Origin of the sequence: Silvibacterium bohemicum (assembly GCF_001006305.1) — a bacterium.
Lineage (GTDB): Bacteria > Acidobacteriota > Terriglobia > Terriglobales > Acidobacteriaceae > Silvibacterium > Silvibacterium bohemicum.
In genome coordinates, this window is the sequence record NZ_LBHJ01000004.1 from 243,319 (window position 1) to 256,411 (window position 13,093).

Below are 13,093 nucleotides of genomic sequence, written 5' to 3' on the forward strand. Positions count from 1 at the left end.
AACCTGCAGCTTCGACCCGGCTTCTCTCGTCTAACCTCCTGCGCATACTTCGCTTCCGCGCAAAATCCAGGGAATACCCTTTCTATGACTGTATTGAAGAACTTCTGGCTGACGGCGCCCCTGCTCCTTGCTTCCACCTTGCCTTTGGCAACAGCTCAAGAGGCTAAGCCCCCCGCCGCCGACGCGGCGCAAAACCCTCCCACGACCACCATGCACGTCGACGTCAATGTGGTCACCATGGCCGTGACCGTCCGCGATAAGCATGGCGCAATCGTTTCCAACCTGACCAAGGACGACTTCGATCTGCAGGACGACAACCATCCGCAGGCCATCAAATATTTCAACCACGACACGAATCTCCCCCTGACCATGGGACTGCTGGTCGACACCAGCATGAGCCAGCGCAACGTGCTCGACGACGAGCGCACGGCCAGCGATCACTTCCTCGACCAGATGCTGACAACGGATAAGGACCGTGCATTCTTGATTCAGTTCGACCGCGAGGTGGATCTGTTGGCTGATCCCACGTCGAATAAAGACACGCTCCGCCACGCCATCGACCGGCTGGGCGCGCCCCAGTTCAACAACGGATCGAACAGCGGTTCGTCGAACGGAGACGACAGCTCCGACCAGAATTCGAACCATCGGCGGGCAGGCGGCGGTGGAACGATGTTGTATGACTCGATCTATCTAGCCTCAGACGAGCTGTTGAGCAAGGAGAAGGGGCGCAAAGCGCTCATCATCCTTACCGACGGCGTGGACCGCGGCAGCAAGGAGACGCTGCATACTGCAATCGAATCCGCGCAGCGCGCCGACACGATTATCTACGCGATCTACTTCAAGGGCCAGGAACAGCACGACAACAACAGCGGCTTTCCCGGCCGGCGCGGCGGCATGGGCGGTGGTGGATGGCCTGGGGGCGGAGGAGGATATCCCGGAGGGGGTGGATATCCAGGAGGCGGCCGCGGTGGCCAGCCTCAGCCGGCAAAGTCGAATGTCGATGGCAAGAAGGTTCTCGAGCAGATTTGCGGCGAGACCGGCGGACACATGTTCGAGGTAAGCAAGAAGGAAAATACCGAGCAGATCTATACCTCCATTGCGGAGGAACTACGCAGCCAGTACGTTCTCGGCTACACGCCGGACAAGTCGGTTGCCGGGGGCGGCTACCATCGCATCACGCTGACCGCGAAGAAGAAAGATCTATACGTCCAGACCCGGCAGGGATATTACTCGGAGCAGTAAAGGCGGGAGCTCAAGCCGGCGGCGGTTTGTTTGACGCCGTCGCAGTCCGATCTGCATGACAGAAGCTGGTTGGTCCTTGCTCCGATCTCGTTGATGTATGCTCGAAGCGAGAACTCCAGTGCGCCGCCTGCTTGCCATCCCGATGCTGATGCTGTTCCTGCTGCCTCTTGTCTCCGCGCTGTTTGGAGCAGGAGATCTGGCGGCGAGCCTTCCTGCCTGCTGCCGCAGAGGCGGGAAGCATCAGTGCGCGATGACGGCTGAGCAATCGACGAAGGACAAGGGCGTCGGCGCTATCGGCGAGAAGTGCCCTTTCTTGCCTGCAACGCTGTCCATCGTGGTGCTGCCATCTTTCGCCCCGTCTACAGCGGCGGCTATTTACGCCGGAGTTGCAAAGCACACGGCCGTCTCTCCGCAGACGGAGGCGCGGCGCAGAATCTCTTTCGATCGCGCGCGCCAAAAGCGCGGCCCTCCTTCCCTTCTCTCCTAGGCATTACGCGGAATCTCCGCTCCGTTTCTATCCGTTCCTGTTTTTGACGATCAGATAGCGGCGTGAGCCGGTTCATATTCCGGAATTTGTAACTGTTCTAGATACGAGAGCCGCGCTGCTGGCGGCGGAGGGTTGTTTTCGATGCGAAGACTCGCATGGATTGCTTTATTGTTTTTCTCGGCCGGCCTTGCCGCTGCCGCAATCTTCGGAAGGATCGATGGAGTGATCCACGATCCCAGTCATCGTCCCATTGGCGGAGCAAATGTAGTGGTTCGTTCCGCACACTCCGACTTTCATGCGGAGACCACAACCAATCGCGAGGGAGAGTTCTACTTCGTCTCGCTCACGCCCGGCGACTACCTGATTTCCATCCATGAAAAGGGATATCAGCCCATTGAGGAGGGCCTCACCGTCGAATCGTCCTCGGGAGCGGTGCTCCATATCCAACTGTCGATAGCAGCCGTGGAGCAGTCGATGACAGTGACGGGCACGGCGTTGGCTGCGAACCCCGATTCGTTCACGCCGGAGACGCTGATCAGCCGAGAAGATATTGCCCGCACCCCAGGCGCGGATCGCACCAACAGCCTCGCCATGATTACCGACTACGTTCCCGGTGCCTATGTTACGCATGACATGCTGCACATGCGCGGCGGTCACCAGGTGAGCTGGCTCATCGATGGCGTCAACATTCCGAACACGAACATCGCCAGCAATGTCGGACCGCAGATCGATCCCAAAGACATCGATTATCTCCAGGTGAATCGCGGCAGCTATGGCGCGGACGAGGGCGACCGCACTTACGGTATCTTCGACGTCGTCCCGCGCAGCGGATTCGAGCGCAACCGCCAGGGCGAGCTGGTAATGACGCTCGGCAATTACTACCAGACCAACGATCAGGTCAGCTTCGGCGATCACACCGAGAAATTTGCTTGGTTTGCCAGCGCCAACGGCAATCGCAGCAACTATGGGCTGCAGCCGCCCATCGAACAGCCTATTCACGATGCCGAAAATGGCTATGGCGGCTTCGGATCGTTCATCTACAACCATGATCCGGCAAACCAATTTCGCCTGGTGACGCAGCTCTCGCGCAACTACTATCAGATTCCCTACGATCCGAACGTGAACGACTGGCAGAACCAGCTCTATAACTCGAGCGGTCTTCGCGATGGGGAACATGAGACGGATGGTTACACCGCGCTCACCTGGGTGCACACTTACAGCCCCAACACCCTGCTGAACGTTTCGCCGTTTTATCACTTCAACCGTGCGCAGTACGAGCCGCAGGCCAACGACTTCCCTGCCGCTACGACTTCTGACCAGACCGGCAACTACGAAGGCGGTCAGGCCTCTCTCTCCACCATCGTCGCGAAGAACTCGCTCAGCGGCGGCATCTACGGCTATGGCCAGCGCGAGAACGATCTCTTCGGAGCGGTGTTCAATGATGCCAGCTTCAATAACTTCTCGGAGCGGCAGATCGTCGGAGGCGGAGTCGAAGAGGCCTGGGTTGAAGACAATTATCATGCGGCTTCGTGGCTCACGCTCATCGGAGGCATGCGCCAGACCCACTTCCAGGCGGCCATTACCGACAACGCGACCTACCCACGCATCGGCGCAACGATTCTCATCCCAAAACTTCACTGGGTGCTGCGCGGCTTTTATGGGCACTTCTATCAGCCGCCGCCACTCACCAGCATTTCAGGATCGCTCCTTCAATTTGCGAACAGCACTAATACCGGTTTCGTTCCGCTGCACGGAGAGCGCGATGAAGAGCATCAGTTTGGCCTGCAGATTCCCTGGCGCGGGTGGCTGCTCGATGCCGACACCTTCCAGACTCGCGCCAACAACTTCCTCGACCACAGCAATGTCGGTGAATCCAGCATCTTCATTCCGGTCACTGTCAATGGAGCGCTCATTCAGGCATGGGAGCTGACGCTGCATTCGCCGCGGGTCTGGCACTACGGCCAATTCCACCTGGCCTATTCGAACCAGATAGCCCAGCAGCGCGGAGCCATTACTGGAGGCCTCATCTGCGCGCCGGCCAATTCACCGGCGTGCGCTCCGGACAACAACTACACGCCCCTCGATCACGACCAGCGCAATACGCTCAATGTGGGCCTCAATGGAAACCTACCTTACAACATCTTCGGATCGTTCAACGTGTACTACGGATCGGGATTCTCGAATGGCTTTCCCGATCCTCCATCGCCTTTCAATGGAAACTATTTGCCGGAACACACTACGGCGGACCTTTCGCTCGGACGGAAATTTGGCGAGAAGTTCACGGCCTCGGTGAGTGCTCTGAATATTGCGAATACCCGCGTACTGCTGGACAACAGCCTCACCTTCGGCGGCTTCCATTACAATGACCCGCGCGAGATTTATGGGGAGGTCCGTTACCGCTTTCATTTCTGAAGTGCTGGCAGTCCCATCCTTCCCGGCCTCCTCGGAAGGGATGGGCTCGGGCGTTTTCGTGCTTACTGAGACGCGCTGCCGGGGACATGCGGCAAAATAGAGCAGGAGCGCCGGTTGTCCATGCGGCGTCGACGCAAGCATGAAGATCATCTCCCTGCAGCCCAGCATCAGCCTCATTCTGGATCGGCTGGGCGCTCTCGACTCGCTGACCGCCTGCACCCGGTATTGTCTCGATGCCGTTCCCGCACTCCGGGAGCGTAACCTGGCCATCGTTCACGATTCCTGGTCGACCCGCGCGGACGAGTTGATGCCGGTCGCGGCCGACCTGATCGTCGCCTCGGTTCCCTATCGCCAGGAGTCGCTGGCGGCAATTCTCCGCTCCGGCCGGCCCGTGCTGGCCCTGGCGCCGCACTCGCTTGCGGACATCTACCAGGACATTCGCCTGATCGCCTCAGTGGTCGATGCGACATCTCGCGGCGAGGCTCTGGTTACGGAGATGGAGTCGGCCGTCGCCGGAGTGCGTGCGCGCACAGCCGGGATCGAGTCCAAGCCGGTCGTCTACTGCGAAGAGTGGGGCAAGCCGCTCATCCACTCCCAGCTTTGGGTCAAGGAACTCGTCGAGGCGGCGGGTGGGATTTTTCTCGGCGAGCCCGGCACCCATACCCAGCCGGAAGCCATCGCGGAGGCCAATCCCGATATATTTCTGGCGGCGTGGTGCGGAGCGGGAGACAGGGTTCCGCTGGAGAAGATCGTTCAGCAGCGCGGCTGGGAGCAGTTAGATGCCGTTCAGAATCGCCGCGTCTACTGCATTGCGGATGAGCTGCTGAACACTCCCGGCCCCAATCTTCTGGAAGGCCTCCAAGCGCTGGCTCAAGCCATCCATCCTGACGTATTTGGTACTATCACAACGGCTTTCGGACGGCAGATTGAGCCACATGTGCCAGCAGGAGTCTAAACTCTTAAATACGGTGGAAGAACTGGTCTCCCAAAACGGCGTCAAGACGGTGCGCTTTGTCGCAGCGGGTCTGATTCTGCGCGGAGAAGAAGTTCTGATCTGCCAGCGGCGTCCCGATCAACCCATGGCGCTCAAATGGGAGTTCCCCGGCGGCAAGATCGAAGCCGGCGAGAGCGCCGAACAGGCTCTGGCCCGGGAGCTGGATGAGGAGCTGGGCATTGCCGCAGAAGTTGGCTCGCGCGTAGCTCGCACTCGCCACACCTATCGCAGCGGCGGCGCGGTTGACCTGCAATTTTTTGCGGTTCACGCCTTTCGCGGCGAAGTGACCAATCGCATCTTCCACGATGTGCGCTGGGTAGCCTTGCGAGAGCTGACGTCTTACGACTTTCTCGCCGCCGACCGCAATCTCATTCGCGATTTGGCCGCGGGCAAGTTGCTTTGAAATAGGGGATAGGGTTTAGGGTGCAGGCGGTCTATCAGTGGCTGCTGTGCAGCATCAGCATCACTGACAGGATGCTGACCACAATTGCTGTCAGCCATGCGATGGCATTGAACCAGCGGGAGTTCACATGCTCACCCATCAAGTCCTTGCGATTGATCAACAGCAGCATCAGAACAATCACGATCGGCAGCAGAATTCCGTTCAGCACCTGCGATTCAACAGACCACTTGATGAGCGGGAAGTTGGGGATGAGCACCACCGCAGCGCCCCCGGCGATCAGGATGGTATAGAGCCAGTAAAAGATCGGCGCTTCTTTGAACTTACGGTCGACGCCAGACTCCAACCCCAAGCCCTCGCAGACTACGTAGGCTGTAGAAAGCGGTAGCACCGACGCGGCAAAGAACGAGGCGTTGAAGAGGCCCACGGCGAAAAGCAGGAAGGAATAAGCTCCGGCGAGCGGCTTCATGGCCTGTGCCGCGTCTGCCGCTGAGCGGATCGAGCCTATGCCATGGACGTAAAGCGTTGCCGCGCAGGCCACGATGATGAACCACGCCACCACATCGGTGAAGATCGAGCCAACGATCACATCCAGCCGCGAAGCCGCGTAGTTCTTTGCGGTGACACCCTTCTCTACGATGGAGGACTGCAGGTAAAACTGCATCCAGGGCGCGATGGTTGTGCCGATGACCGCGATGACCACATACAGGTATTCGTGATTCTGCCAGGTCGATCGCGCCGGAAGCTTGACCGTATCCACCAGGGCCGTGTGCCAGCTGGGCTGCGAGAGCACTCCGGCGATGATGTAGCTAACGTAAAAGACGGAGGCCGCGAGAAAGACCTTTTCTACTTTCTTGTAGTCACCCCTCACCGCCAGCAGCCACACCAGCGTGCTGCAGATGGGCACGGAAATATATTTACTCAGCCCGAACAGTTCCAGGCTCTCGGCGATACCCGCGAATTCGCCGATGACATTGCCGAAATTGACCAGCACCAGCAGGAACATCACGATCACCGTGATGCGCAGCCCGAACTCCTCGCGGATGAGGTCGCTCAGCCCTTTGCCCGTCACCGCGCCCATGCGCGCGCACATCTCCTGCACGACATAGAGCGACAGCGTGATGGGAATCATCGTCCACAGCAGCTCGTAGCCGTACTGCGCGCCGGCCTGCGAGTAGGTGAGGATGCCGTTGGGATCGTTGTCTACATTGGCGGTGATGAAACCTGGCCCCAGCACGGCGAGGAACAGCAGAATCCGGATTCGCCAGCGCTTGAGCATGGGTAGGGTGACATCAATCTCTTCAATTGAATTTTGAGCGGAGTTCCTCAGCCGAACATACCAGAGACCGGCGTTATCTGCCTGCTCTGAGGAAGGCAATTACGTGATCGGCCTCGATCACGCCGGCGAGCCTTCCTTTGCTATCCAAAATGGGCAGCGCCCGCAAGTTATAGCGATCGAAAAGATCCGCGACCCGGTCCTGATGCGCGTCGGCCGGGCAGGTGATGAAACGAGATTCCGACAAGACTTCCAAGCGGCTCTCGGGCAATGCCAGCACGATGCGGGCTAGAGGAACTACTCCTTTGAGTACTTCTTCCGCATCGAGCAAGTACACCTCGGTAATAGTTTCGATGTCACCTTCAAACTCCCGAAGAGCCTGAATCGCATCGCCCACGATAGCCGTGTTCGGCACCGAGACATACTCCGTGGTCATGCGCCCGGCGGCCGAGTTCTCGCGGAACTCCAGCAGCTCTTCGACCTCTTGCCGGTCTTCCGGATCCATCTCCTCGAGAATGGCCTCGGAGCGCGCCTCCGGCAGCTCGGCGAGCAGATCGGCCGCAGCCGATGGGTCCATCTCCTCGACGATGCCCGCAGCAGTCTCCGAATCCAGCGACTCCATCATCGATTTCTGCAGCTTCGGTTCGACCTCTTCCAGCGCCTCGGCCGCAACCTCTTCATCGAGTGTGGTCAGGATGGCCTCGCGCTCTGCTGGAGCCAGGTCCTCGAGGATGTCGGCAATGTCGGAAGGATGGAGCTGCGCCAGGCGTTCGTGCTCGATGTTCAGCTTCACGCGGCGGGCGGGGTCGACTTCGATCATGTCGACGAAATCCCATGGGATTACCCGGGCGGGCACCTTTCGAGCCAGGGAATCGATGGTCGCCTTCGGCAATGCACCCTGGAAGATCCGCCGCACTGCACCGCGCAGGCCAACTTCGACCTCGCGCACCCTCAGGTCTTCGACCGCGCCACTCCGCGAACCGCTATCGATTGAGACATCGCCGGCGACTGCATCCGCGGCAAACCACTGCAGGTCGACATCGTTGACGCGCACCACTTTGCGCCCGTGTACATCGATGATCTGGCGATCGAGCAGGTCCTGGCGCAACAAAATGTAGTTCTCGTCACCGCGAAGCGGACGCAGCCCGGCTTCGGGCCGCAGCTCGAGTGTGCCGCTTGGCGTCTGGCGAACTTCTGTCGCAGCTACCAGCTCTCGCCCATGCCGGGATTTCAACACCAGCCCTAACACCTTGCCGGCGTCGCTTCCCGTGCCCACAGCTAAGTCCGCCACTTTTCCGCGCAGCTTGCCGTGAACGTCGGTGACCGGCGTCCCCATCAGCGAGGTAAGAGTCGTCGTGGGCTGTTTTTCATGCATCTTTGCGGTTTCCCTACTCCTTGGCGAAGGTCATTTGCGGGCTGCTTCCACCCGCTGTCTCCGATGAAGTCTATAACGTTTCGCTGCGCATTTTCCGATGGGCTGCGCTCAATCTATGCGACTATTTCCGAACCATGTCCGAAGTTCTTCCTACCTCTTCCGCGGCTGAGCACCGCCTCCACCGGCAGCTCGGCCTGCGCGACCTTGTGCTCACACAAATCCTCTGTGTCGTAGGCAGCTCCTGGGTCGGAGTCGCGGCCGGCCTGGGCCGCGCTCAGACGGTGACCTGGGTCGCAGCCATGCTGATTTTCTATGTGCCGATGGCCGCAGCCGTCATCGGCCTGAATCGTGAGATGCCGCTCGAGGGCGGCCTCTATGTCTGGGCACACCAGGCATTCGGCGATCTCATCGGCTTCCTCACCGCATGGAATATCTGGGTCTATGGGATCGCCGTCACCGCGACAATCCTCTACGCGACGCCTACAGAGATCGCTTATCTGGCCGGCCCCTCAACCGCATGGCTGCCGGAGAATCATCTCGCGTCCCTGGCCATTGTCACCGTCATGATCGCCGGCATCACCGTCTCCGCGCTGCGCGGCCTCGAAATCGGCAAGTGGATCCACAACATCGGCGGCATCGCGATCCTCATCGTCTTCGCCGCTTTGATCCTGCTGCCGGTATGGGCGCTTTCCCGCCAAATGCCGATTCACTGGACGCCTTTCGCCATCCAGCTTCCATCGCGCGATCTGCGTTCTCTCGCTCTCTTCGGGCAGATGATCTTCGGAGCGCAGTGCGGCCTGGAATACATCGCCATCCTGGCTGGGGAGAGCAAGCATCCGGCGCGCAGCATCGGCCGATCCGTCTGGATCTCCTCACCCATCATCTGCGCCATGTTCATTCTGGGAACCGGCTCGGTGCTGGCCTTCAGCCGGCCCGGCCATATCGACTTCATCGCGCCTATTCCGCAGACCCTGCGCATCGCGCTGGGCAACACCGGCATCGGCAGCGCCGTCGCGATCACTGCGATTTTTCTTCTCGAACTGCGGCTGATCGGAGCCTCCAGCTACATCTTCACCGGCATCACCCGCCTGCCCATGGCCGCGGGCTGGGACGATCTCGTTCCCGCCTGGTTCACGCGCCTGCACCCGCGCTGGAAGACGCCGTCGAATTCCATCCTCTGCACCGCCGCCCTGGTTTTTTTGCTGGCCGTGGTGGCCAGCATCGGCGTTCATGCGCAGGAGGCGTTCCAGCTGCTCGCCAACGCCAGTTCAACCCACTACGAGCTGGCCTATCTGGCCATGTTCGCCATACCGCTAGCAGGAGCCGCCACGCTTCGACGGCGGTTATCGACATCGCTCAAGGTGCTCTCGGCCGTCGGTTTCTGCGCCACTCTGTTCAGCCTTTTGATATCAGCCTATCCATTCGTCGACGTGATCAACGCCAAGGCCTACGCCGCCAAAATCCTCGGTACGACCCTCGTCAGCAATTTCATCGGCACGTTGTTTTACCTGCGACGCAAACGCATCGTGCGGGAAGAAGTGAAAGCGCTGCCCAGTTAAACCGCCAATCAGCATCGGGTGATGCTGATTGAAACGGCTCGGGTCTGGATGGGGTGAGAGCGTGCTTGCGCCGCATTACTTTTATGAAAAACTTATTGGTTTGAATGAAGCCAGCGGCAGCCTAGATCAACACTTGCTTGACATTAGCGCCCCCAGCAAGCAAACTGCCTCGTACGGGCTGGTTTGGTTTTAACCAAATAAGGACGTCATGCCGCATCGCGAGGAAGAGCACTTGACGGGACAACAGGCAAGCCGGATCACTTACACACTCGAGTCCTCGCTGGACAGCGTGAACAAGGTGGAACAGACCGCCGAGCAGATGGCCAAGAAGGCCGGGATCGACGAAGACGAAATCTTCAAGATCACCATGGCGGTGCGCGAGGCAGCCGTCAACGCCGTGCTGCATGGCAACTCGTACGACCCTGACAAGCGCATCACGGCATCCTTCGAAAACACCGGAGAATCGCTGGTCATCCGCATTGCCGATCAGGGCAAAGGCCTGGATCCCGCCACCCTGCCTGATCCTCTTGCACCGGAAAATCTTCTGCGTGGCTCCGGCCGCGGCATCTTCCTCATTCGCTCCTTCATGGATGAGGTACACTTCAAGCAATTACATCCCGGAACTGAAATGACGCTCATTAAACATCTGGGGACAGCTCAAACAGGCAGCTAAGGAGGGACTTTACGTGAGTATGAAGGTATCTACCCGTCAGGTTGACGGCATCACCATTCTTGATCTCAGCGGACGCATCACCCTCGGTGAGGGCAGTGTGCAATTGCGCGACTCCGTCAGAGATCTGTTGGCCAAGGGTTCGAAGTACATCCTGCTGAACCTCGCCGATGTGAATTACATCGATAGCTCGGGGATCGGCGAACTGGTCAGCGCCTACACCACCGTTCGCAACCAGGGCGGCGAACTGAAGCTCTTGAACCTGACCAAAAAGGTTCATGATCTCCTCCAGATCACGAAGCTTTATACCGTCTTCGACGTCAAGGACGACGAAGCCAGCGCCATCGCGTCTTACACCCGCGCCTGATCCTTTCGTTCGACATAGGGATCAGCCTCCTCCCGATCCCGACAGATTCCGAGCCAGATCCGGACCGTCATTCAGTACGAAAGAGCCGCTCCACGCAATGTCATCGCGGAGCGGCTTTTCAGTTTTGCGCAAGGCTAGCGGAAGAGAGCGGCGCGCAGAGCCTCGAAGCAGATGGGGTCCAGCTTGGCTGGGACATCCTTGCTCATGATGGCGAAGACCTCTTCGTCGCTGAGGCTAGCGCGGTAGGGCCGATCCTCGGAGAGTGCGCCGTAGACGTCGGCGACAGCTATGATGCGGGCCTCGAGCGGAAGCTGTTCTGCGGTGAAGCCGTTCGGATACCCGCTGCCGTCCAATCGCTCGTGGTGCCGGCTGGCTACTGCGGCCAGTTCGATGAAGGGCTCGATCCTTTCCAGGATCTTCTGGGTGTGTATCGGATGCTGGCGCACAGACTGCCATTCCTCGGCAGTGAGCTTTCCTGGCTTGTCCAGGATGGTGTTGGAAACAGCCAGCTTGCCTACATCATGCAGCAGAGCGGCACGCCATACCAGCTTCTGCCTCTCGGGAGCCAATCCCAATTGCACCGCGATCTTGACGGCGGCGCGGGTCACTCCGATCGAGTGACGGTAAGTGAATGACGACTTGGCGTCCACTACGTCAGCAAAGGCTTCGCAAACTCTGTCCACCTGCGAGGCGGTCGTCGCTCCGGCCTCCGGGGCGAGATCCAGCACTTCCCAGCGATCCTCTTCGGCGCTTCGTTCGCACCACAGATTTCCAGCGTGATGGAGCGACTCGGCCGCCATCACCAGCTCTGGGTCGAACCAGCGGCCGCTGCGCTCTCGCGCCACGCGAACTGCCGTCTCCGGTCCCCGATCGGTGGCGAAGACATCCAGATTCTGTGCCAGCGACATGATCCGCGACGCCAGCGGGATTTCGTCCCTGCGCAGGCTGCCCGGATAACCGCCGCCGTCCCAATGCTCGTCGAGATGACGGATGGCATTGGCCGTGGTTTCTCCCAAACCGATCTTGAGAGCGATCTGCGCGCCGCGATCGCAGCGCAGCTGGATCACCTCTTCATTGTTGCGGTGTTGATGGATACCCATTTCGGCAATACGCAAGGCACGCGCGACAGGGTTGGCGTTGGGCAACACGTTCTTCCACAACACCGAGAGGGTTCCCATGGACACTTTGGTCCAGTCTTCGAGCTTGATGCGGCGTTTGATCTCCCGGTCGTCTCCGCCGACGATCTCGCACATCCTCGCGGCGTTGCTGCTGCAGCCCGAGTCCTTCAAAAGGAGCGCGTAGTAGAGGGACTTTCGCTCGTCGGAGGTCAGACCCAGCTCTTTGGCAAGCTTCATGCCAATCACGCAGCTGCGCAACGCGTGTCCGGGCACCGCGCCCTCGGTCAGATCCAAAGCCAGAGAGAGCGCCGACACGATTTCAGACAGCGAGATGCTAGACCCTTCGGCGGGCGGCGGCTGCCATAAATAAGGTGCTTCTATTAACGTTTTCGCGCTCACGGAAGCCATTTCTAGGGATATATAGGGCAGACTAGCATCGGGCAGGAGGCGCAAAAATGGCTCGATGGTGGGATAAAAGGAATCTCCTGCTACCGCGTCAAAAATGATTTAAAAGAAAAAGCCCGAGGCAAAGGCCTCGGGCTTCGATAGTGCTGTTTTCGATCTTCTAGTTAGAACTTGACCGTTGGGGCTGTCTTCGACGCCTCGCTGGCCTCGAAGTAGGCATTGTTCGGCTGGAAGCCTGCCATCCCCGCCCAGATGCTGTTGGGAAATTGGCGGATGAAGGTGTTGTAGTCCTGCAAGGTCTGGTTATACCGGCGCCGTTCTACAGCGATGCGGTTTTCCGTGCCTTCCAGTTGGTCCTGCAGCTGCAGGAAATTTTCGTTGGCCTTGAGATTCGGATAGCTTTCCGACAACGCCAGTAGCCGTCCGAGAGCCCCATCCAGCTGGCCATTGGCCTGGATCTTTCCTTGAGGATCATGGGCGTTCAATAACGCCGAACGTGCGCTCGCGATATCATCGAAGACCTTCTCTTCGTGCGTCGCATAACCCTTGACCGTCGCCACCAGGTTCGGGATCAGGTCAGCCCGCCGCTGCAGGACGACGTCTACCTGTGACCACTGGGCGCGCACCGCCTCCTGTTTCGCAACCATCTGATTCTTGGCGCTGACATAGCTGCCGAAGACCATCAGCACTATGATCAGCAGCACCGCCACAATACCGATTCCAACCCACAAGCCGCGACGCATCATCGTATCGTTCTCCCGATTTCCAAACCTTTGAGTATCGTTATC

At 59.2% G+C, this 13,093-nt stretch carries 12 protein-coding genes; 8 read left to right on the plus strand and 4 right to left on the minus strand.

The window, feature by feature from the left end:
- Positions 1-84 precede the first annotated feature (84 nt).
- The 5 genes from XX99_RS11695 (at position 85) to XX99_RS11715 (ending at position 5,538) form a co-directional block, all read left to right on the plus strand.
- Positions 85-1,242 (plus strand): VWA domain-containing protein, encoded by a 1,158-nt coding sequence (locus tag XX99_RS11695; protein ID WP_050059579.1) that lies wholly within the window; start codon positions 85-87, stop codon positions 1,240-1,242.
- Between the two features lie 97 nt (positions 1,243-1,339).
- Positions 1,340-1,729, plus strand: coding sequence for a DUF2946 family protein (locus XX99_RS11700; protein WP_231581289.1), 390 nt, complete (start codon positions 1,340-1,342; stop codon positions 1,727-1,729).
- 141 nt (positions 1,730-1,870) lie between these two features.
- Positions 1,871-4,141 carry a TonB-dependent receptor gene (locus XX99_RS11705; protein ID WP_082125508.1) on the plus strand — a complete coding sequence of 757 codons (2,271 nt, stop codon included), beginning with the start codon at positions 1,871-1,873 and terminating at the stop codon, positions 4,139-4,141.
- Positions 4,142-4,280: 139 nt separating this feature from the next.
- Positions 4,281-5,096, plus strand: a complete 816-nt coding sequence (locus XX99_RS11710; RefSeq protein ID WP_050059582.1) for an ABC transporter substrate-binding protein — start codon at positions 4,281-4,283, stop codon at positions 5,094-5,096.
- Positions 5,077-5,538, plus strand: coding sequence for a (deoxy)nucleoside triphosphate pyrophosphohydrolase (locus XX99_RS11715; RefSeq protein WP_082125509.1), 462 nt, complete (start codon positions 5,077-5,079; stop codon positions 5,536-5,538). Before XX99_RS11710 ends, XX99_RS11715 begins: the two co-directional genes overlap by 20 nt.
- 34 nt (positions 5,539-5,572) lie before the next feature.
- Here XX99_RS11715 and XX99_RS11720 read toward each other — a convergent pair whose 3' ends face one another.
- Both XX99_RS11720 and XX99_RS11725 read right to left on the minus strand, forming a co-directional pair.
- The gene (locus XX99_RS11720) at positions 5,573-6,814 is read right to left on the minus strand and encodes an Nramp family divalent metal transporter (RefSeq protein WP_050059583.1); all 1,242 of its coding nucleotides are present in this window, start codon (positions 6,812-6,814) and stop codon (positions 5,573-5,575) included.
- Between the two features lie 73 nt (positions 6,815-6,887).
- Positions 6,888-8,186: a magnesium transporter MgtE N-terminal domain-containing protein gene (locus XX99_RS11725; protein WP_050059584.1), complete on the minus strand. Its 1,299-nt coding sequence runs from the start codon at positions 8,184-8,186 to the stop codon at positions 6,888-6,890.
- Positions 8,187-8,206: 20 nt separating this feature from the next.
- On the opposite strand from XX99_RS11725, the gene XX99_RS11730 reads away from it, so the two are divergent.
- The 3 genes from XX99_RS11730 to XX99_RS11740 all read left to right on the plus strand — a co-directional run bounded on the left by XX99_RS11730 (position 8,207) and on the right by XX99_RS11740 (position 10,782).
- Positions 8,207-9,745, plus strand: a complete 1,539-nt coding sequence (locus XX99_RS11730; protein WP_231581291.1) for an APC family permease — start codon at positions 8,207-8,209, stop codon at positions 9,743-9,745.
- A 208-nt stretch (positions 9,746-9,953) separates the two neighbouring features.
- Entirely contained in the window at positions 9,954-10,418 is a 465-nt protein-coding gene (locus XX99_RS11735; RefSeq protein ID WP_050059585.1) for an ATP-binding protein, read from the plus strand.
- Between the two features lie 13 nt (positions 10,419-10,431).
- Positions 10,432-10,782, plus strand: coding sequence for an STAS domain-containing protein (locus XX99_RS11740; RefSeq protein WP_050059586.1), 351 nt, complete (start codon positions 10,432-10,434; stop codon positions 10,780-10,782).
- Positions 10,783-10,916: 134 nt separating this feature from the next.
- Here the strand turns inward: XX99_RS11740 and XX99_RS11745 are convergent, their stop codons facing one another.
- Together XX99_RS11745 and XX99_RS11750 are read right to left on the minus strand one after the other, a co-directional pair.
- Positions 10,917-12,299 carry an HD-GYP domain-containing protein gene (locus tag XX99_RS11745; protein WP_184084893.1) on the minus strand — a complete coding sequence of 461 codons (1,383 nt, stop codon included), beginning with the start codon at positions 12,297-12,299 and terminating at the stop codon, positions 10,917-10,919.
- A gap of 170 nt (positions 12,300-12,469) precedes the next feature.
- Positions 12,470-13,051 (minus strand): LemA family protein, encoded by a 582-nt coding sequence (locus tag XX99_RS11750; RefSeq protein ID WP_311732232.1) that lies wholly within the window; start codon positions 13,049-13,051, stop codon positions 12,470-12,472.
- Between the last annotated feature and the right edge of the window lie 42 nt (positions 13,052-13,093).